Source organism: Peribacillus sp. NPDC094092 (genome assembly GCF_050279365.1).
Lineage (GTDB): Bacteria > Bacillota > Bacilli > Bacillales > DSM-1321 > Peribacillus.
The window spans coordinates 55,315-76,102 of record NZ_JBNNUC010000004.1 but is presented as its reverse complement, the minus strand read 5'-3'; the positions used below and the strand labels follow the sequence as shown (position 1 = coordinate 76,102).

The following is a 20,788-nucleotide window of genomic DNA, read 5'->3' as shown; positions in this document are numbered from 1 at the left end:
GTACTGATCATGGAAAGAAGGGAATCATGAATAATAAGACGGCATTGGTTTTAGGGGCTACAGGTTTGGTCGGCACGCAGTTGGTGAAAGAGCTAAGCAACAGCAAAATTTATAGTGAAATCCATTTGCTGACAAGAAGCGAAAAGAAATTCAACGAGCCCAAGTGCATAGGACATGTGGTGGATTTCGATAATTTATCCAAGTATGCCGACTTGTTCAAAGTCAGCGATGTTTTCATTTGTTTGGGTACTACGATTAAAAAGGCTAGATCGAAGGAAGCTTTCCGCAAAGTGGATTATGACTATGTTATCGAAGCAACCAAGATGGCAAAGTCAGCGAATGCTGAGAAGTTACTCGTCATAACAGCAATGGGAGCCAATTCCAAATCAAAGTTTTTCTACAGTCGTGTTAAGGGCGATGTAGAAGGAACACTGCAGCACTTGGAATTGAATACTGTACATATATTCCGCCCTTCCTTACTTCTTGGAGAACGCAAGGAATTCAGGGCAGGTGAAAAGATTTCTGGGCTGATAAGCACTTTTGCTAAATATGTCTTTGTTGGCCCCATGCGCCCGTATCGTGCAATAGAAGCAAACAAAGTAGCCGCTGCAATGTACACTGCGGCCCAAATGACCGGAAAAGGATACCATTTTTATCATTCTTATGAAATAGAGAAACTTGCACAAAGAGGAACTATTAATCAATGAAACGAGCCTCCAAAAGCTCGTTTTTTATTTCTTACAAATTTTGATCCCTGATTATAAGGAAAAAGGAACGGATGGACATTTGCTGCTGAAAAAGGAGTGGAGTGCGTTAGATAACGAGTAAAGCAAGTAAATAGGCATCTGAAGGGTCAATCTATAGAAAATCGTTATACAAACCTTCCGGCCGAAACTTGATTGTAACAAGGATTTCCACTACAATTTGTAGTGGGAGGTGGTAAAGATGAATATTAAAAATTTTAAATATGATGAAGTTGGTTTGAATCGTTTCTTTGGTCCATTGGAAGCTAATATCATGGAATATTTATGGAATAAAGACGAAGAGAGCATAAAATCGGTTCAGCAATCATTGGAACTTGACAAACCTATCAATTTCAATACAGTAATGACCGTCATGAATCGTTTAGTAGAAAAAGGCATACTTGAAAAGAGGTCTGAAGGGAGACTTTCATTATTTCGCCCGGTGCAGACCAAAGCGGAGTTTTTAGAAGAACAGTCAAAGAAACTGACTGAGAATTTGCTCGATGAATTTGGTGGGTCAGTCATAAGCCATATGCTGGACGCCATGAAAGACGCTGACCAAGGTTTGATTGAAAAATTGGAACAAAAAATCCAAGCGTTAAAAAAGGATAAATTATAATGTGGAAGAGAAAGTCTTATTTTGTGATAGGCCTGAGTCTTTTAATTGCCTGTGTAGTATGGTGCCAAATGGGGGCGTTTTTAGTACATATCTTTTTTGGAGTGAACATTAAAGCCAACTTTTTTAAATTTTGTTTTAGTTTATTCAAGGAAGATTCAGTATACTACTTTGTGGTCGTCACACTGCTCAGTATAATAATATCCTATAGTATATTAAGCACATTGTTCAAAATTGCAGAGCAATATTTCTTATCCAGAAGATTTAAACAAAAGCTTTTTCTTTCAAAAAACGTTGATATGACAAGGTCCATTAATGAAACATTCAATCGGGTCAACAATGATATCTTAGTTGTGAACGCTGAACAGCCTCTTGCGTTTACGCTTGGTTTCAGACGGCCTTTCATTGTGTTCAGTACTGGTTTAATTCGATTATTGGACTTTGATGAGCTTGAAGCGGTAGTGGAGCATGAAGCCTTTCACCAAAAAAAATATGATCCGCTTGTAATCTTTATTTTACAGTTGATCTCAGATGGGTTATGGTTTGTTCCACTGACAAAATGGTGCCATAAAAATTACAAAATATTAAGTGAATTATCAGCCGATGAAAATGCCATTAATAAAATGGGGACTGAATTAGGCATAAGTGCGGCTTTATTGAAGTTAATTAAACATGGTTGCACTGATAAATCCTCTCCTGTCCTTGTCCACTTCTCCAATGATTCAGTTAACTATAGACTTCAGCAATTAATTGATCCCCATAAATCAATTCCTTTGAGGGCTGAAACCACCACCATTTGCGTATCAATTTATGTTTTGGTTTTACTTCTGGGAATGACTATAGTGATTGTCGGATGACTTTCACTTGATTTTTTTACCACTTTACACTACACTTTGTAGTGTAAAATAAAATAAAGGAGATGTGTCATGAATAAACACGAGATCGGTACCTTTTTATTAAGGGTTATGTTGGGAATTTCATTTTTCTTGCATGGTTTGTCAAAATTCAAAGGTGGATTGGATAACACTGCAGGATGGTTTCAAAGTATTGGCATTCCAGGATTTATGGCTTATGTAGTAGGTATTATTGAATTAGTGGGAGGTATTGCCTTAATTATAGGTCTTGGAACGAGAATAATTTCTGCCCTCCTTGTTTTCATCATGGCTGGTGCGATTGTTTATGTGAAATTTCCAGCAGGTTTTATGGGGAATGGAGAAGGTGCAGGCTACGAACTGGATCTCATTCTTATGATTATTGCACTTCACCTAGTAATGAATGGAAGCCGATTCCTATCTATAGATTCTAAATTACCAAACCTTAAAAAAGGACAAGGTTCAGAAATGATAGCAAGTTAATTAGAATAAGCGATAGCCCCAAAAAATATTTAAACAGTCTTGAGGCATGAAACCGGCAATTTACTGGGGTCATGCCTTTTTCTATTCTCTTTGCTTTTTTGAAATGGTACATGGTTTGAAAAACGGATAATAAATAGTCTGGACTAAACACCTCGGAATTTTCTTCAACCGCTAACACAAAAAAATTGATAGTTTTCAGCAAAACTCCTTGACGAACGCACGTTCTGTATTATAAAATACAAACATGGGTAATAATGGTATGGTAGTTATTGCTCCTGACACATTGTAAAAAGGAAGCTTGGAAATAAATCAAAGCAAAAGGAGCTATTTAATTATGACGATGCGTTTATCTCCATATTTAATGATGAACGGAAATGCAAAGGAAGCGATTCAATTTTACGAAAAAGCATTGGATGCAAAAGTCGTTTTTAATCAAACTTTTGGAGAAATGCCAGAAAACCCAGAATTTCCTCTGCCAGAAGAAGCAAAGGATCTAGTGGCACACGCAATGTTAAAGGTTGGGGAAACGGATCTCATGTTTTCCGATTCGTTTCCAGGTCAAACAAGTCAATCTGGAGATCAAGTCACGATCTGTATTTCAATTAATGATATTGAAAAATCAAAACGAATCTTTGAAACTTTGTCGCAAGGTGGAGAAGTGAAAATGCCGCTGCAGGAAGCCTTTTTCAGCCCTGCTTATGGGATTGTATCAGACAAATTCGGCGTAACCTTCCAAATTTATACAGAGAATCAATGATAATTTTCACTAGTTAAATAATTTCAATAGTGAAATAGCGGCCGTTTTAGTGTCTTTTAGTTGCAACTTTCATCGTAATTGATGAATAAATACATCTCAATTTCTCATTGTTATCAATGAGAGATTGGGATTTTTGATATTGGGATTTCCTTAACATTTTAAATCCACGTTTTGCTTATGGTACTCCTTATGGGATTATTGGTAATATTCTTAGTCTCTTTTCATTTCCGCCAAAAATCGTCACGTACGGTAGCATATTGACATCTTGTTTATGAATCATATAGCGTTCATTTTCTTTCAATTTCACTTTCAAGATCCTGGATTCAATCTTAATGTATTTATTGCTCTTCGAAACCAAAACTCCTCCATTGATATCATGACATTAGTAGTTACCGGGAATTTTATCTCGTTTCACCCTTTTAATTTGATACCTTATCGTTATATCTCTGTGATATTCGTCATACATTCTTCATCTATTTGTTCTTTGTTTGGAAAACGGCTATGCTATTATTTAAAACATTGACATATAAATTAGTCGCATTTGTTGTAAAATATATTCCTTTTAATAGGCTACTATCATTCGAAGTAACATTACATTGCGTAATAAGGGGAAAGGGGAACGATGTGAACACAGATCAAGCTTTCGACCTGTTGAAAGATGCAGGAGTAACAGAAAGTAGCAGTATACAAACTGTTAGGCGCTGGCTTCGTGAAGGTAAGATTAAATATGAGGGAGGAAACAAGAATAGAAAGACTGGATACATAATGGACGGTACAGATCAAGCGTTTGAAATGTTGAAAGATGCAGGAGTAACAGAAAGCAATAGTGTACAAACTGTTAGTCGTTGGCTTCGCGAAGGTAAGATTAAATACTCTGGAAACGGAAAGAGGACCAATGAATACATAATCGATGGCTCTGGCTCTGCTTCTAAGCTGGCTATAAATGATAGCATAGATCAAAATAAGGACGAAATCATACACCGATTAAAATTAAAAATACAAGCTCAAGAAAAGCATATAGAAGGTATTGAAGAACTCCATGAGACTGCAAAAAGAATATTGATTCAGCAGAGGGATATGTTCAAAAAGGATGTTGCCATTCTAAAGAATGAGAAAAGTGAATTACAAAATGAAGCAAAGGATTTATTAAAAGAAAATATTGAATTACGTAATGAATTGATAAAATTAAAAGAAAACATTAGAAACAATTACAATATTGATTCCACTACACAATCAAATGATTATAGTGAAAAATTAGGGCTTTCTAAAACGGCGAGCAATAAAGAAGTATTAGCAGAATATAAAGGATTATTAAAAATATCTCATCCAGACCATAATGGCAACGCGAAAGTATTTCATTACATTAAGACCGATTACGATAATTTTAGAAAAAGTACGAAAGGTACATAATAGTATGCCCAGATATTTTGGAGTTCAAAGAAACCAACCAGTGTTAATTTATTATTGAGCATTCTTTTTTTGCTTTCATCGTTTGCCATTTTTAATGAACAGAATCCAGTTGAACAAATAGGTGCCTAATGAACAAAGGCACCTAAAACTGAAGCCTTAAAGTCTATCGTTTACACATTATCAGGTGCAGACTTATTTTTGTCTCCGCATCCATTGTGTTGCAACCCATTTTTCCCCAGTGATAACGGGTGCCCCACCGTGTAGAGTTAGTTCGTTTAGATTTTTGTCGCTATAGAAATATTCGAAATACACAGCCATTCCCTTTCGCGGGGACACTGAAAAATTCAGTTTAGGAAAGAAAGTTTCACCTCCATGCTCTACATCATTTAAGTACATGATGATTGTGCTAATTCTATTATTTTTTGCTGCTATACTTGAGGATGTAAAAAAATCAAAATGAGCTTTATACTCTTGCCCAGGAGTATATTTAAGAATTTGAATACCATCTCCATGTTCAATGGGTATATTCATGATTGTTGAAATCCTTTTTTCAATTTTGGTAATGATGTCATTTTCATTTTCTTGAAAAAACATACTGCTGCTCGTTCTTATTTCATTTACTTCATGCTTAATTCCAATTTTGGAACGATTCATTCTGTCTTTTGACAATTCAATAAGTCCGTCACATTCTTCCTCACTCAAAACATTCCCTAGTATTACAATTAGTGGCTCATCTAATCTAGCAATTACACTTATTTCTCGGTCTTCCGTTTTGATTTTATTTCCAATATGATTAAAAATAGTTTGTTCTTTACTTATTTTATTTTCCACTGTCAACTTTCATCGACTCCTAATAGAATGAATTTTCCGAAGAATCTGATTAAAATGCTGCTGTAAGCGTTTACTACGTTAATTATACCATGAACGTTGTAATATAACCTTTTCATATTTCATGTTAACAGTGCTCCGTATATGAGGTGTACCGTTAAAAGTTACTGGTGACCTGGTGATTGACTATAGCAAACTCTAAATCTTTTACATAAAATATAGTAAGCTCAAAATATGAACAAGTCTCTGTGGATGATAATCATGTGTGTATTTTCACCACAATTCATACGTGAACTTATTTTCTTCCGTTTAAAAAAGAGTAAAATTGAAACTTTCTTGTACACATTTTCGCGCAAATTTTATCCTTCTTCTTCAATTTATATCAGCTATTCTATCTACCCATTAAACATTAATGGGGGATAATTCACTTCGTAAAGAGCTTGTTCAAGAAACTAGGGAAAAGAAAAAAGTATGGAATGGAAAGATTTATGGATAAAAAAAGTAACTCCTTTATAGTTAATAAGGAGTTACGTCATTCTGTGGAAAAAACCAGCGTTATCTTGGATTACTATGATGCTGGATAATACGGTCAACGATATCTGGCAAGTTAATTTTCTGTTCTAAAAGAAACTTGTAGAGAGCATCTCTATCCTTTGTACTCACATTCCACTCTTTTGGGATCGATTCAATCACTTGATAGATCGACTTGTCCGGCAAGTTCACTATTTTTTCTATAAACGATGTAAGCTCTGTGTGATCATCAAGAAGAGAGAAGGCCCATTTATAAAAAGGCCAATGGAAGTTATATACCGGTGTTTCACTTAGTGTCTGGGCTGACCATTGGTAACGTCCGGGAAAAACCCTGCCATGATCAATCATATGGACATAATAGCCACCATCACTGAGATTTTCCAAAATGACATTCATCGTACCTCGATCAGAGTTATTTACCCATTGGTCGAATACCGTTATACCGGCTAACATATCTCGGTTTTTAACATCCGTCTTAGTGGGAGGATTCTCTCTAACATTTTCGAAAACTGTACTGTTTTTAATATAAACACAGCCATATTGGTATCCAGAACTATAGTTGAGTTTAGTGGATTGTAATTCAGGAGTTTTCTTGATAAATTCTTCCGGTATATATACAAGATCAAATGGAATTACTGGAAGTGAAAGGAGTTCTGCCAATTTGCCGATCAGGTATTCGTTGACCACTTCTTTTTCTCTATCTTTCTTAATATCGAACCACTTCACGACATATTCTTTACCATCGTTGAATTGAATGACATGTGCGGTTCCGCCCCTTAATGTTTGTACATAGCGAACAGGATATATCGTCATATCACTTTGTCTCCTTTTAATATATTTGTCTAGCTCTATTTCTTTTTCAACTTATCTTTTTTATTTACCATATTGCCCGTGCATTGTTTGATGAAATTGGTTATAAGATTCGGTTAACCATTTTTTTGTTCTAAAAGAAAAGAAATTTGTACAGCGCTTCACTTTACTTCTTCCGGATTCCACCATCTATATGGATGGTTGGGTAACTTCATAGTTAATTCGTTTGAAAGCGGTAAAATTTTTTAGCATGGAGGAGCCCCAACATAGTTCAGTTTCCGGATCTTTTTTTCGGGCCAATGATATCCACCAGGAAAAGATGTTCCATGATCAATCATATGGACATAATCACCGCCCTCCTGTACTACAGTGAAAATGCTTATGGTCGAATCTCGCGTATTGGCATTCTGAACTGAATTGTATTTTTGGTAATGTGATTTAGGAGTGCTTTTTATGAATCGACTTAGGATATATACTACTCCGAGGGGGGAAAAGAGGAACGGAACATCGCTAGTTTATTGACCACGTACTTATTTAGTTTGCCTTTATCAATTAACTCCATTATTTTTTTCAATTAAGCTGTATAACCTTTGTTGTTCAATGATTTGTTTTTTTAAATCAAAATTTTCATCAATAATCTGTCTTGCACTTCTTGTATATCTCTTCCATACTCTTGGATGACTAAGGAAATATTTTATGCCTTGAGCCAATTTGATATCATCTTTCTCAGGGACAAGGTATCCTGTTTTTTTATGCTCAATCAATTCCGGGATCCCTCCATGAAAGGTGGAGATGACTGGTAAACCGCTTGCCATGGCTTCTTTTAATGCATTTGGGACTCCTTCTACATCGCCATCTTCACCCGTTTCACTGGCAAGGCAAAAGAGATGGGAATCTCTTAATTCCTTAGAAATTTGGTTGGAATCCATTGGACCCCTAAGAAAAACGTGTTCGTTTAATTGGTTTTCATCAATGAAAACCTTTAGCTTCTCTTCACCTTCGCCTGTCCCAATGATGTGTAGTGTCGTTCTAGGGTATTCTTGATGAATCCGTTGAAAAGCCTTCAATAGCGTGAAAAATCCTTTTTTCTCTACAAGCCTTGCTACAGACAAGATTCGGATTTCACCTTCTTTAGGTAGGGAACGTTGGACATATGGGTATAAATCTAAATCTAGACCTCCATATAATACATGTATTTTATCGTCATTAAATCCTAATTTTTTCAGCTCTTCTGCAAGAAAATGGCAAACAGCAAAACAACCAGCTCCATGTTTTACTAAATTCTGATATCGGAGGACATTCTTGCGAAATCTCTTATATGTTTGAGTGGATGAATCACGTCCCCGAAAATGCACAATCAAAGGAATATCATACTCTATAGCTGTTGGTAAAATATCTATGGAATGTTTCCCTTGATGGGCATGAATCGCCACGACATTTTGCTCTTTAAGGAAGGTTCCAAGGTCTTGAATTTCGTTCAAATTAAAATAATGTTCAAACTGATATTGAACATTGTGGCTATTTGGGTAAGGTCCTATTACAATAGGCCGATATTGATCCAACATTATAATCTGATTGTACATAAATCCTTGATTTATTTTAATAGGTTCTCTAATGTAAAATGCGATTGTCTTCACTACTTCAACCCTTCCTTCCCTCTAAAATCAAGTTTTCGATAAAACTTTGAAATATTTGTCGATCTCGTTCAGTTAATTCTTTAGGAAAGGCGGACCATTTAAAAAATTGCACCTTTTGTATTTCTATGTCATCAGGTTTTAAATCTCCGCTGAGTATGTCTTCGGTCACGTAAGCAATGTTGACTGGAAAGTATTGATCACCATTAGGCAGCTTCGTGAAATAGTCCTTCCCTGAGAAGACGCCAATTAATTGAAGGTTCCCGATGTTAATTCCCGTTTCCTCCAAAATTTCACGTCTGCAAGCCTCTTCTGCAGATTCTCCTAATTCGATAAAGCCGCCAGGCAATTTCCATATTTTATCGGATTGTACCATCAGAAAACGGCTGTTCTGATCGATAACCAAAACGGTAACCCCAGTAAGTATCAATGCTCTGGTCCCAACAAGAGCACGTAAGTCTTCAATGTATCCCATCTCAACTCTCCTTTCTGATCATGTACTTTCTGATTATTCCTTTTTTTATTAAATTCAAAATGGAAAATTTTGAAACGGACAAGCACATATATTTCAGTGTTTTTTTGTGAAATTCTTTTAAATTATACGTTTATGAGCATAAGACACTGAAGAATTGCTGGAAATCGTTCATAATGCGAATCGAATTGGGCATCAACTGCTTAAGGTTCCTTCTTGTCCACCAGTAAAGAGGGTATGACCTTATTATGTGAAAAAGTGTTATTAACCTAAAGCAACTAATCGATAATTTCATATCATAGATTATGGTTATAAAAAGAAGAAAAGAGGTGAAAGATCAGATGAATGATTTTAAAACAATAAAGGTTGAAAGAATAGAAAAGAACGGTAAAAAGGGACTTATTATTCATAATCCAACCACATTAAAACTAATTGGTGAAGGAAGTCAAGGTGCAGTTTTTCAGCTTGATGAAGATCTTTGCGTAAAAATTTATGTCAATCCAAATGCAGCAACTAAAGAGGGAAAAGCTCTTGAAGCAGCAAAGGATACTCATATTGTTCCGAAGTTATATGAAGTCGGACCAAACTATGTAATTATGGAGTATTTAAAAGGTCCCAATCTAAAAGATTATTTGAAAGGAAAGCAAGAAATTCCCGAATCGTTTACAGAACAAATCATAATGATTCGAAAGGAACTAAAGAGAGTTGGATTTAGTAGAATCAAAACCTCAATCGGGCACTTTGTTGTAACAGAGGGAAATGTGCTGAAAGCAATCGATCATTCAGATGGACTCACAATGAATGATCCATATAATCCGAAGATGTTTCGTGATCTAAAGAAATTGGGGTTATTGGATACATTCCTGGAACAAGCAAAGAAAATCGATCCTGAATCATATGAAGACTGGCAGAAAAACATCGATTTCAATGCAATATAGTATACCTATCCGATAATAGGACAAAATGGAATTGGTTACCGCAAAGGCTCTAACCTGTGCAGGTAAGGCCTATGTAAAAAAATTCATGGTGAATTCATAACTAAACCAATTATGTTGTACAAGCAGGGAAAGCTAAAAGAATAAAGTCATTTCTAACGTAAAGGAGATCAATTTTTTAGGATTGATTCTCTTAGACTTTAATAGTTGCGAAATGGGCAGTATAGCCTCCGAATCCGTTCACTCATTCGGGTACGGAGGCGTTTCTTCTGAACAGCCATTGTTAATTTTAAAAATGAACTTCTTCGGAAATACATATGTAGCGTATTGACAAATGGATGCGACTGATGCAGGCTCTGCTGCTGCATGGTAATCCTTAGTGGCTTTATAAAACCAATAGCCTCCCCTTTTTCCGAAAGCTATGGTTGCCAATATGTTCCGCCCCAACAAACTTTATGGCCTTATTTAACTAATGCTAGGCCAGAGAAGGGTAATGTGTGAAATGGGAATAAGTTTGGACTCTAGACGTTTTTATAGGCATGGACCTCCTGAAAGCAATTCGTGATATTCATGTCACGAATTTTCTCCATTTTGACTTAACCCTTACAAAGATGAAGGGTTGTTGCTTTAGGAGATAGCTGATAAAATACCTAAACTATATTCATTTCAGCATATTTCGTACACTAAGTTACACCTTAAAACCTTTTAATTAAAAATGGAGGGGGAATAAACCATCCCTTCATATTGTCTTCTCATAAATTAGATCGAGAATTCAATAGTGAAAATATCCCTTCTCAAAATCATGAATGCAGACCATCATATATTTTGATATAAAGGGGGACGGCAAGGTTTAAAAACCCCTTATAAATTAGTCACTAAAACCGGGATTTGCAATACCCATAATATTAATCAAGAAATTATTGCCCTCATTTCTGGCAGCTGGAATTTTTCAAAGAAAGAAAAAGGGAAATCGTTTGGCTACAAAGCCGTAAAAAAGCTCACATAGTAGTTTATCCAAACGGATATGACCATTAACACAAAACATGGTAACTCCATTACATAAAAAGTGTAATGGAGTTTTTAATTTGGCACTAGCCGGCAGGTTGCGACGCTCGGCCACAGTCAATCTGGGATTCTTGCATGCATAGCCTACCGGTCCCGTTAAATAAAAATGGCCTAATTGGGCTACTAACTAGACCGGAAGTTGTCCTATTGCATATAAAGGATTAATGAATGACAAAGGGAGGCAGCTTATGAAAATCCGAAAGGCCGTTATTCCGGCCGCAGGCCTTGGGACCCGATTTTTGCCTGCAACAAAAGCTCAGGCCAAGGAAATGCTGCCGATTGTTGATAAACCAACAATTCAATATATTGTAGAAGAAGCAGTAGCTTCGGGTATAGAGGAAATTATTATCATAATCGGTAGAGGCAAAAGATCAATAGAAGATCATTTTGATAAATCCTATGAGCTGGAAGATGCACTTTTAAGAAAAAATCAGCTGGATATTTTAGAGGAAGTTCAGAAAATATCAAGTTTGGCAAAAATCTATTATGTCCGCCAAAAGGAACCGATGGGGCTAGGACACGCAATTCTCTGTGCTAAAAGCTTCATTGGGAATGAACCTTTTGCTGTTTTGTTAGGGGATGACATCGTTATGTCTAAAACACCTTGTCTGAAACAAATCATCAGTGTTTTTGAGTATTGCAACAGTTCCGTCGTAGCTGTTCAGAATGTACCGGAAACGGATGTCAATAAATATGGAATTATTAAGCCAAAAGGGACAATGATTGAGCCAAACCTTTTTCATATCGATTCTTTGGTGGAAAAACCGAAAAGGGAAGAGGCACCTTCCAGATATGCGATAATGGGGCGTTATGTTTTTAGACCTGAGATTTTTGAAACACTATCCAAGCTTCCGGTTGGACATGGTAATGAATTACAACTTACTGATGCCATAAATGAGCTAAATAAGCAGCAGGCCGTATTAGCATATAACTTTGAAGGAAACCGATATGATATTGGAGATAAAGTCGGATTCATTAAAGCGACAATCGACTTTGCTTTACGCAGGGATGATATAAGAGATGAGGTACTTTCCTATTTAATGGATGTAAATAAGAAAGAAAACCTTCAAATTTTAAAGAGAGAGCATGAATAATATGAAAATAGCCGTTTTGGGTACAGGTTATGTCGGGCTTTCCACTGGTGTTTGTTTGTCCGAAATCGGGCATAGTGTTATTTGTATCGATACAGATGAAAGGAAAATTAAAAGTTTACGTCAAGGGATTTCTCCAATATATGAACCGGGTCTAGAAAGTTTGCTTGCTCAAAATGCCGCAGCGGGCAGACTGCTGTTTACTACATCCCATCGAGAAGCGCTAAATGATGCCGAGATTATCATCATTGCCGTAGGTACACCGCAAATGGAGGATGGGGGAGCAGATTTATCGTATATTGTGCAAGCCGCGAAGGATATTGCTGCGAACCTAGTACAGAGTTCAGTAGTCGTTATAAAGAGTACTGTGCCAGTTGGTACGAATGATTTTATTAAAAAAATTATGGAAGAACTTTGTAACGATCGGGTCACTTTCAATATGGTTTCAAATCCTGAATTTTTAAGACAAGGATCAGCCGTTATGGATACGATGAAGGCAGATAGAATCATCATCGGTTCTGAAAATGATGAGGCGGCCAAGAAAGTGCAAGAAATGTATCGTCCGTTAAATGTACCATTTATACGAACAAGTATTAGAAGCGCTGAAATGATTAAGTATGCTTCTAATGCCTTTTTGGCGACTAAGATCAGCTTTATCAATGAAGTTGCCAATTTATGCGGAGTAGTAGGTGCAGATGTTAAAGATGTGGCAGAGGGAATGGGAAAAGATAAAAGGATTGGTGAAGCTTTTTTACAGCCCGGTATTGGGTATGGAGGATCTTGTTTTCCAAAAGATGTTAAAGCGTTGCTTCATACTGCCAAGTTAAATGGAGTACCTTTTTCCCTGTTAAAAGAAACAGTGGCGATTAATGATTTTCAGCAGGAACTCCTTGTAACGAAAGCGATAAATCGCTTGGGGGATTTAAAAGGGAAAAAGGTTGCAATGCTTGGTCTTGCTTTCAAACCAGACACAGACGATATGAGGGAAGCTCCATCAATCAAAATTGCGCGTTCATTAACCAATCTTGGAGCAGAAGTGGTAGCTTATGATCCGGTGGCAATAGAGAATGCGAAGAAGATATTGGGGGATACAATTAGATTTGCCAACTCCGTCCGTGAAGCGACAGTGGGTGCGGATGCTGTATTTATTGTTACCGAATGGAATGAGTTTAAACATTTAGACCTGGAGACATTGATGAATACAATGAGACACCCGATTGTTTATGATGGCAGAAATTGTCTTGAAGAAGATCGAATTAGAGCGTGCAAGAAAATTGAATATTATCCAATAGGAAGACCAGCAATTGTTATTGGTAAGACATAAAGCTAAAATATTTTCTAACACTTCATTAACCCGAACATGATTCTTTAAGAAATATAGTAGGTTCGAACTGGCAATGCAGCACCTTTGATAGCTCTTGGGTGCTTTTTTTATTTCATTAAATGGAAGAAATATCTTCATCGATCAATTGTTGGCAAAGTGTCATGGCACTACTTCAATCCCCACCTTGCATGAGGCAAACGCATACTCTCTGTATTTAGCTTTACTGTATGTTATTAGTCCATGCGTACCTAAAGAGTCCTGCATAATATACTTGAAAAGGTCCAGGAAATTTGACTACTATGCATGAAAGGAGATCATTTATTTGCACACAGTTATGCATTTGAATTTAAGAGTCGACCCGACCCAATATATCTCACAGATTCGAGAAGTTCCTGATTATGATTATATCCATATGGTGCGACAACCTAAGTATATGATAGATCTTTCCCTTTTGAATGAGAAAGTTCATTATCTTAATGAAATTTTCTCACCGAAAGAGTATGTGAAAAGTAATAATATCTCCCTCCTACATGCTCACCATGGCCAATTAGGGATGTTATTACTTCCTTTTAAAGAGGAAACGAACCTCCCGTTGGTAACAAGTATAAGAGGGAGGGATGCAACTCTGGCCAATCAGCCCATTGGCTATCTAGACAACATGAAAAAGCTATTTGATCGAGGTGAGCGTTTTTTTCCAGTTTGTCAGTATTTAGCAGATAGGCTAATTGATTGGGGTTGTCCTTCAGAAAAAATCAGAGTGCTTTATGGGGGCGTAGACCTTAACGAATTCAATTACAGGCCTCCACATAAAGGGGGCTCTCAAAATATTTTATCCATCGGTAGGTTGGTGGAAAAAAAAGGACATCACATCTTAATGCAAGCTTTTCAAAAAATCAGAGGTGAATTTCCAAATGCAACCCTGACGATTATCGGAAGGGGGGAGCTTGAAGAACATCTCATTTCATTGGCAAACCAACTTAATTTAGGTGATTCTTTTCGTTTATTGAATCATCTCCCTAAAGATCAAGTACGGGAACAAATGACAAATGCAGATATATTCTGCGCCGCGAGCTTAGAAGCTTCGGACGGAGATGTAGAAGGGATACCTAATACATTAAAAGAAGCTATGGCGATTGGGGTACCAGTAATTTCAACCAATCATGCCGGCATTCCTGAATTAATAACCAATAACAAAGAAGGGGTTTTAGTACAAGAAAACAATGTAGATGAACTGGCAGATGCTCTTGAATTCATGCTGACAAACAGAGAGGTATGGGAAATATATACAGTAGCAGCTCGCCAAAAAGTCGAACAAAACTTTAACCTCATCCATCAGCTTCAACAACAAGCTGAATTTTATGATGAACTTGTAGCCCCTTATAAATGTAAACAATATTCAGTAACACCTCGTCAAATTGATAAAAAAACGTTTAAAGATACACCAAGGCCTCAACAACAAGGTGATGATGGTGAAACAATTACGCCTAGAAAAAAAGTCGATATAGCCAGAAAAGCCCTAATTTATATGCAACAGCTCCATCAGTTTCCAGAACTCCAAGAGCTCCCAGAGTTTCATGAGCTTCCACAGCTGCAACAGCTCCAACAGCTCCAACAGCTTCAACAGCTTCAACAGCTTCAACAGCTTCAACAGCTGCAACAGCTCCCACAGCTCCAACAGTTACAACAGCTTCAACAGCTTCAACAGCTCCAACAATTACAACAGCTCCAACAGTTACAACAGCTCCAACAACTTCAGCAGCTTCAAGAGCCTCCACAGCTTCAGCAGTTCCAACAGCTCCAACAGCTTCAACAGTTACAACAGCTTCAACAGTTACAACAGCTTCAACAGCAGACTAAGTATAAAGTCAGAGATGAACGTGTAGCATCTAATAAAAATGACAAAAAAGCTAAAATTCAGAAGGCTAAAGGTAAGGATGAAAAAATAGCATCTCGTAAAAATGAAAAAAAGGCTCAAAAAGCCGAAAAAGTCAAAAAAGCCCTTAATAAAATTCAACATTTTCAAAATAAGTCCATAGATGAGCAGTTAGGAGGAGACCATGGAGGATTTTAAAACCATTACTGTAACCAAAGGTGAAAAATCTTTGGAAATTCACAATCCCACTACCTATTCACTGATTGGAATGGGGGCTCAAGGAGCAGTATTTAAACTTTCAGAAGATAAATGTGTAAAAATTTATTCAGACCCAGTACAAGCGGAAATGGAGGAAGAAGCTCTTAGAGCCGGAAAACATCTACCCTTTATGCCATTGGTGTATGAAACGGGACCAAACTATATAGTCATGGAATATTTTAATGCGCCAACCTTAAAAGAATATCTGAGAAATTGTACGTATATCCCTCATACGATAGTAAAGAAACTTCTCTATATATTAAAAGAATTAAAACAAGCAAAATTCACCATGGTAGATGCCCCCCTACGTCATATTTTTGTCATGGGTAATGAGGAACTTAAGGTGATTGACCATGTAAATTCCTTTAAGAGGATGCACCCTGTACCATTAAAATTATTAAGGGATTTAAATATTATCCTTTTAAAGGAATCGTTCCTTGCCGAAGTGAAAAAGCTCGAACCGGACACATTCAATGAGTGGGAGGATTATTTCAATCAAAATAGTATGGACTTTAGAAACATTCCCGTCCTTTCAGGAGGGTCAGGTAATGGAGTAAAAGTGGATAGCGCTATAACACAAACACTCATTGGAAAAGGGCATCAAGGTGCTGTTTATCGAGTGTCTGAAGACGCATGCGTTAAACTTTACGGGAAAACTGAACATGCAGATCAGGAAAAAACGGTTCTTTTATCAAGTCAAGACTTGCCTTTTATCCCGAAAGTCTTTGAAACAGGACCCAATTATATTTTAATGGAATATCTATTAGGACCAGATTTAAATACGTTTCTAAAAAAACAATCCGTACTTTCTGAAGACATAACAAAACGATTACTCTATATATTAAAAACAATGGAAAACTCAGGTTTCAAACAAATTGATGCCCCATTACGGCATATTATCATAACCAGGAAAGGATTTAAATTAGTCGATCATGTGTACTCATTTTCACGTGAACAAAAAAGGCCTCTCGAGTTATTTAAAGACCTGCGAGAAAGAAATTTTTTAGATTCTTTTTTGGAACAAGTGAAGGCGTTAGATCCTGATACGTATGCTGAATGGACTAAAACACCAATCCCGTTAACTGAAAATGATAACACGCTTGTATAGTCATGGTTATGTAATTGGAGTCTAATGAAAAAAGGTAAAAGGTTTACGCCTAATTTGTTGGGGTTTTAGCTATCACGAAACAGGAGCATAGAAACATCTATGATGATTTTGCTTTCAACGGTTTCCAAGGTCGTTATCGTTTAAACTTCATTCGTAAATTCTTGTTCACAGCGGGTATTGGAGTGGAAAACTCATAAGGCATAAAGCGAAAAATGATGTCATGACATTCGTGAATTACGAATAAAACGTAAGCCTCTCCACAATGAAGAGGTTGAGTTTCCTTCCTCTTTATATCCGTCATAATGAACATTGTTCTGATGCTGTAAAGGTTCGAAAGCATAAATATATAAATAATGCTACCCAGTGATCCGGGAAAGTGTCAAAATCCCATTGTAATAGAAAGGGTTGGAATTAAAGTTATGAATATATTAGTAACAGGGGCAGCAGGATTCATTGGTTTCCACTTAACAAAACGCTTGTTAACCCTAGATATCAATGTTATAGGAGTAGACAATATTAATGATTATTATGACGTTATTTTAAAAAACAATCGAATCGAGATATTAAAAGAAAACCCTGAATTTGAATTCCATAAATTAGATTTGTCTAATAAAGAAAAATTAAATCAATTATTTAAAGACAGAAACATCGATATAGTTATCAACTTAGCAGCACAGGCTGGGGTGCGTTATAGCATAGAAAACCCAGATTCTTATGTTAATTCCAACCTGGTTGGGTTTGTAAATGTCTTAGAGGTCTGTCGACAAAATAATGTAAAGCACTTAATTTATGCATCCTCCAGTTCTGTATATGGGGCGAATACAAATATCCCCTTCTCAACCAAAGACCCCGTGGATCATCCAGTAAGTTTATATGCTGCAACTAAAAAGTCTAATGAATTAATGGCTCATACTTATAGTCATTTATATAATATTCCAACCACAGGGCTCCGATTCTTTACGGTGTATGGTCCATGGGGGAGACCAGATATGGCTTATTATTCTTTTACTAAAAATATTATTGAAGAGAAGACAATAAAGGTTTTTAATAATGGGGATATGAGAAGAGACTTTACTTATATCGATGATATTGTTGAAGGAATAATTCGATTACTTGATAAACCACCGGTTTATAATACTGGATGGGATCGAGCTAAACCAGATCCAAGTTCAAGCTATGCCCCATACAAAATTTATAATATCGGTAACAATAAGCCCATAAAATTAATGGATTTTATTATCACATTAGAGAAACTAATCGGAAAAAAGGCAAAAATAGAATTCTTACCAATGCAGCCGGGAGATGTTAAGGAGACATATGCAGATATTGCCGATTTGCATGCTGATGTAGGCTTTCATCCTTCAACAACAATAGAAGAAGGTTTAACTCATTTTGTGAATTGGTACAAAAAGTACAATAAATAAGAAGTAGTGAATTTTTACTAAGTGGGTTTTTGTGGATAAAAAATAATGATGAATCTCTGCTTCAGTCGGAAAGGTAAAAAAAATTCAAATTCCTCAACTTGATAAGAATTACAAGAGATAAGGTAATGGCGTCAGGCCCTTAGAAAAAATATTTCTGCATAGGTGAAGATTCAATAACGTTGAAAACCATTCACCTTCAATATAGCTGTCTTTGACACCATTTTATGTATCTTTTTAAAAAAATCCTGGTGTTGGAAAAAGGCAAATTAATGAATGTCGTTAATCAAATTCTGAAAATTAGAAAATGTCTATCTAACACCATTTAATGACAGATTCGATATAAGTATATTTGAAGTGTGCGTGGCAGTACAGTTCAATATAAATCAAAATATAATGTGTAAAAATCCAAAACCAAATAAAAAAAGAGAAGGGTAAATTACATGCATGCAAAAAGATTAATTAAAAATTTGTAAGTTAATAAAAGGAGAAAGTAATTTGAAACCTGAAAATATGAAAACACCATTGGCAGTTCTTAAGAAGTATCTAGATTTTCCCAAGAAGTGCTTTACATGTAATTCTACAAAGAATCCTCCATTCAAATTAAATCCTCTGTTTAAAAACTATTTTATAGTTTGTTCCGAAGTCCTACCATACAAAGACATTTATAAAGCCTATTCCATGTTCCCTCATGAATATCACAAGCAAATGGAACATCAAAAACGATTAGTTTTAGCAGAACGCGAGAAGAGTAAATATGAATTTCTTGTTAAAGGGACTGAGGCAGGATGAAAACCATTGCTTATTTTGTAAGTGAAAACATTAAAACACACCAACGTTTTATCTATAATCAAATCGTAAAAATAAGTAGCTACCGTACAATTGTAATCGGTCCATTCGACAATACCATCCAGACGGAATTCCCCTTTGAAAACTACTATAATTTAAACAAGATTAAAGATCTAGAAAGTTTCTTCAAAGAACAAGAGGTCATAGCCATTCATGCTCATCACGGAAAACACGGACAAGATATTTTTCCAGTATGTGAAAAATATAATATCCCATTGATTGTTAGTATTAGAGGGCGCGATGGTTCTGACAGACCAGAAATTTTTGAAAAAAATGCTCAGCGATATTCATCATTAATTAAACATGGTGCCCATTTTTTTTCTGTTTGCCAATATCTTGCACAAGGATTAAGAAATTTAGGAATTCCGGACAATAAAATTCATTTGTTATATGGTGGTATCGAATTAGATCTTTTCACCTATTCTCCCCCCACACTACCTAAAGAAGGCGAAATAAGGGTTTTATCTGTAGGTAGACTTGTAGACAAAAAAGGATTTTTTACACTTATAAAAGCATTTAAGAGGATTTACACTCAATATCCAAATGCTAGACTGCATATTATTGGAGCGGGTGAAGATGAAAATAAAATTAAATCGGTCATTACAGAATTTAACCTTAAAGATGCTGTGATTCTTAGAGGAGCTATGAATTCTAAACAAGTTTCAAACGAATTGAAAAAAGCTCATATCTTTTGCCTTGCAAGTCAGACTGGTAAAAATGGGGATATCGAAGGCATTCCAAATGCCTTAAAAGAAGCAATGGCCAGCGGTTTACCGGTCGTTTCCACTCAACATGCGGGAATCCCTGAATTAATAGAACACCAGAGAACAGGATACCTAGCACCAGAAAAAAATGATATTGAGTTAGCGAAAGGCATACAATTCTTTTTAGAACACCCAGATATTTGGAACGACTATACGGAAAGAGCACGGAAAGTCATTGAAGAAAAATTTGATATCAATAAACAAATTATGGAGCAACAAAGATTATATTCTCTTGTTAATATATCGAAAACGGAAAAGGAAGCGGAAATAGAAAAGAAAGCGGAAATGGAAAAGAAAGCGGAAATGGAAAAGAAAGCAGAAATGGAAAAGGAAGCAGAAAAGAAAAAGAAAGCAGAATTGGAAAAGGAAGCAGAAATAGAAAAGAAAGCAGAAATGGAGAAGGAAGCAGAAATAGAAAAGAAAGCAGAAATGGAAAAGGAAGCAGAAATGAAAAAGAAAGCGGAAATGGAAAAGGAAGCAGAAATGAAAAAGAAAGCAGAAATGGAAAAGGAAGCAGAAATAGAAAAGAAAGCGGAAATGGAAAAGGAAGCAGAAAAGAAAAAGGAAGCAGAAATGAAAAAGAAAGCTGAAATAGAAAAGAAAGCGGAAATGGAAAAGGAGGCAGAAAAGAAAAAGAAAGCGGAAATAGAAAAGGAAGCAGAAAAGAAAAAGAAAATGGAAATGGAAAAGGAAAAGGAAGCGGAAAAGAAAAAGAAAGCGGAAAAGAAAATGAAAAAGGAAAAGGAAACGAAAAAGGAAAAGAAAACAGAAAAAGAAAAGGAAACGAAAAAGGAAAAGAAAACAGAAAAGGAAAAGGAAACGAAAAAGGAAAAGAAAGCGGAAAAGGAAAAGAAAGCGGAAATAGAAAAGGAAGCAGAAAAGAAAAAGAAAATGGAAATGGAAAAGGAAAAGGAAGCGGAAAAGAAAAAGAAAGCGGAAAAGAA

General features: G+C 36.1%; 19 protein-coding genes. 14 read left to right on the top strand and 5 right to left on the bottom strand.

The features are described from left to right. The first annotated feature begins 26 nt into the window (after positions 1 to 26). The 6 genes from ACQKNS_RS18840 to ACQKNS_RS18815 all read left to right on the top strand — a co-directional run bounded on the left by ACQKNS_RS18840 (position 27) and on the right by ACQKNS_RS18815 (position 4,881). Entirely contained in the window at positions 27 to 707 is a 681-nt protein-coding gene (locus tag ACQKNS_RS18840) for an NAD(P)H-binding protein (RefSeq protein WP_427644814.1), read from the top strand. A gap of 238 nt (positions 708 to 945) precedes the next feature. Then, positions 946 to 1,362, top strand: a complete 417-nt coding sequence (locus ACQKNS_RS18835) for a BlaI/MecI/CopY family transcriptional regulator (RefSeq protein ID WP_427644813.1) — start codon at positions 946 to 948, stop codon at positions 1,360 to 1,362. Next, positions 1,362 to 2,216, top strand: coding sequence for a M56 family metallopeptidase (locus ACQKNS_RS18830; protein ID WP_427644812.1), 855 nt, complete (start codon positions 1,362 to 1,364; stop codon positions 2,214 to 2,216). The genes ACQKNS_RS18835 and ACQKNS_RS18830 overlap by 1 nt, the downstream gene beginning before the upstream one ends. 69 nt (positions 2,217 to 2,285) lie before the next feature. Then, a complete protein-coding gene (locus tag ACQKNS_RS18825; protein WP_427644811.1) occupies positions 2,286 to 2,714 on the top strand; it encodes a DoxX family protein in 429 nt (142 codons plus the stop codon). A gap of 334 nt (positions 2,715 to 3,048) precedes the next feature. Next, positions 3,049 to 3,471: a VOC family protein gene (locus ACQKNS_RS18820; RefSeq protein WP_427644810.1), complete on the top strand. Its 423-nt coding sequence runs from the start codon at positions 3,049 to 3,051 to the stop codon at positions 3,469 to 3,471. 624 nt (positions 3,472 to 4,095) lie between these two features. Further along, positions 4,096 to 4,881 (top strand): hypothetical protein, encoded by a 786-nt coding sequence (locus tag ACQKNS_RS18815; RefSeq protein WP_427644809.1) that lies wholly within the window; start codon positions 4,096 to 4,098, stop codon positions 4,879 to 4,881. Positions 4,882 to 5,073: 192 nt separating this feature from the next. On the opposite strand, the gene ACQKNS_RS18810 is transcribed toward ACQKNS_RS18815, so the two are convergent. The 4 genes from ACQKNS_RS18810 to ACQKNS_RS18795 form a co-directional block, all read right to left on the bottom strand. Further along, the gene (locus tag ACQKNS_RS18810) at positions 5,074 to 5,718 is read right to left on the bottom strand and encodes a 2OG-Fe(II) oxygenase (RefSeq protein ID WP_427644808.1); all 645 of its coding nucleotides are present in this window, start codon (positions 5,716 to 5,718) and stop codon (positions 5,074 to 5,076) included. Between the two features lie 546 nt (positions 5,719 to 6,264). Next, positions 6,265 to 7,053: a HipA family kinase gene (locus ACQKNS_RS18805; protein ID WP_427644807.1), complete on the bottom strand. Its 789-nt coding sequence runs from the start codon at positions 7,051 to 7,053 to the stop codon at positions 6,265 to 6,267. A gap of 545 nt (positions 7,054 to 7,598) precedes the next feature. After that, positions 7,599 to 8,687, bottom strand: a complete 1,089-nt coding sequence (locus ACQKNS_RS18800) for a glycosyltransferase (protein WP_427644806.1) — start codon at positions 8,685 to 8,687, stop codon at positions 7,599 to 7,601. Positions 8,688 to 8,691: 4 nt separating this feature from the next. After that, positions 8,692 to 9,159 (bottom strand): NUDIX hydrolase, encoded by a 468-nt coding sequence (locus ACQKNS_RS18795; RefSeq protein WP_427644805.1) that lies wholly within the window; start codon positions 9,157 to 9,159, stop codon positions 8,692 to 8,694. 338 nt (positions 9,160 to 9,497) lie between these two features. Between ACQKNS_RS18795 and ACQKNS_RS18790 the strand changes: the two genes are divergently transcribed. Continuing rightward, on the top strand, positions 9,498 to 10,094 hold the full coding sequence (locus ACQKNS_RS18790; RefSeq protein ID WP_427644804.1) for a serine/threonine protein kinase: 597 nt from the start codon (positions 9,498 to 9,500) through the stop codon (positions 10,092 to 10,094). Between the two features lie 237 nt (positions 10,095 to 10,331). On the opposite strand, the gene ACQKNS_RS18785 is transcribed toward ACQKNS_RS18790, so the two are convergent. Beyond that, positions 10,332 to 10,523: a hypothetical protein gene (locus ACQKNS_RS18785; protein ID WP_427644803.1), complete on the bottom strand. Its 192-nt coding sequence runs from the start codon at positions 10,521 to 10,523 to the stop codon at positions 10,332 to 10,334. Between the two features lie 821 nt (positions 10,524 to 11,344). On the opposite strand from ACQKNS_RS18785, the gene galU reads away from it, so the two are divergent. From galU to ACQKNS_RS18750, 7 genes are all read left to right on the top strand, one after another. Continuing rightward, positions 11,345 to 12,250 (top strand): UTP--glucose-1-phosphate uridylyltransferase GalU, encoded by a 906-nt coding sequence (gene galU / locus ACQKNS_RS18780; protein WP_427644802.1) that lies wholly within the window; start codon positions 11,345 to 11,347, stop codon positions 12,248 to 12,250. A gap of 1 nt (position 12,251) precedes the next feature. Then, complete coding sequence (locus tag ACQKNS_RS18775; protein WP_427645137.1) at positions 12,252 to 13,571, top strand: UDP-glucose dehydrogenase family protein; 1,320 nt, start codon at positions 12,252 to 12,254, stop codon at positions 13,569 to 13,571. A 322-nt stretch (positions 13,572 to 13,893) separates the two neighbouring features. Further along, positions 13,894 to 15,642 (top strand): glycosyltransferase, encoded by a 1,749-nt coding sequence (locus ACQKNS_RS18770; protein ID WP_427644801.1) that lies wholly within the window; start codon positions 13,894 to 13,896, stop codon positions 15,640 to 15,642. Further along, the gene (locus tag ACQKNS_RS18765) at positions 15,629 to 16,810 is read left to right on the top strand and encodes a hypothetical protein (RefSeq protein ID WP_427644800.1); all 1,182 of its coding nucleotides are present in this window, start codon (positions 15,629 to 15,631) and stop codon (positions 16,808 to 16,810) included. Before ACQKNS_RS18770 ends, ACQKNS_RS18765 begins: the two co-directional genes overlap by 14 nt. A 419-nt stretch (positions 16,811 to 17,229) precedes the next feature. Next, the gene (locus ACQKNS_RS18760) at positions 17,230 to 18,234 is read left to right on the top strand and encodes an NAD-dependent epimerase (RefSeq protein WP_427644799.1); all 1,005 of its coding nucleotides are present in this window, start codon (positions 17,230 to 17,232) and stop codon (positions 18,232 to 18,234) included. A 495-nt stretch (positions 18,235 to 18,729) separates the two neighbouring features. Then, positions 18,730 to 19,023, top strand: a complete 294-nt coding sequence (locus ACQKNS_RS18755; RefSeq protein WP_427644798.1) for a hypothetical protein — start codon at positions 18,730 to 18,732, stop codon at positions 19,021 to 19,023. Further along, positions 19,020 to 20,788, top strand: a 1,769-nt coding sequence (locus tag ACQKNS_RS18750; protein WP_427644797.1) for a glycosyltransferase, incomplete at its 3' end; no start/stop codon positions are given. The genes ACQKNS_RS18755 and ACQKNS_RS18750, both read left to right, overlap by 4 nt.

What these genes read in the sequence shown, in the direction of transcription:
- galU (WP_427644802.1), top strand. Translation starts at nt 11,345, where the DNA reads ATGAAAATCCGAAAGGCCGTTATTCCGGCCGCAGGCCTTGGGACCCGA.
- ACQKNS_RS18835 (WP_427644813.1), top strand. Translation starts at nt 946, where the DNA reads ATGAATATTAAAAATTTTAAATATGATGAAGTTGGTTTGAATCGTTTC.
- ACQKNS_RS18830 (WP_427644812.1), top strand. Translation starts at nt 1,362, where the DNA reads ATGTGGAAGAGAAAGTCTTATTTTGTGATAGGCCTGAGTCTTTTAATT.
- ACQKNS_RS18805 (WP_427644807.1), bottom strand. Translation starts at nt 7,053, where the DNA reads ATGACGATATATCCTGTTCGCTATGTACAAACATTAAGGGGCGGAACC.
- ACQKNS_RS18775 (WP_427645137.1), top strand. Translation starts at nt 12,252, where the DNA reads ATGAAAATAGCCGTTTTGGGTACAGGTTATGTCGGGCTTTCCACTGGT.
- ACQKNS_RS18795 (WP_427644805.1), bottom strand. Translation starts at nt 9,159, where the DNA reads ATGGGATACATTGAAGACTTACGTGCTCTTGTTGGGACCAGAGCATTG.
- ACQKNS_RS18820 (WP_427644810.1), top strand. Translation starts at nt 3,049, where the DNA reads ATGACGATGCGTTTATCTCCATATTTAATGATGAACGGAAATGCAAAG.
- ACQKNS_RS18840 (WP_427644814.1), top strand. Translation starts at nt 27, where the DNA reads ATGAATAATAAGACGGCATTGGTTTTAGGGGCTACAGGTTTGGTCGGC.
- ACQKNS_RS18825 (WP_427644811.1), top strand. Translation starts at nt 2,286, where the DNA reads ATGAATAAACACGAGATCGGTACCTTTTTATTAAGGGTTATGTTGGGA.
- ACQKNS_RS18760 (WP_427644799.1), top strand. Translation starts at nt 17,230, where the DNA reads ATGAATATATTAGTAACAGGGGCAGCAGGATTCATTGGTTTCCACTTA.
- ACQKNS_RS18790 (WP_427644804.1), top strand. Translation starts at nt 9,498, where the DNA reads ATGAATGATTTTAAAACAATAAAGGTTGAAAGAATAGAAAAGAACGGT.
- ACQKNS_RS18765 (WP_427644800.1), top strand. Translation starts at nt 15,629, where the DNA reads ATGGAGGATTTTAAAACCATTACTGTAACCAAAGGTGAAAAATCTTTG.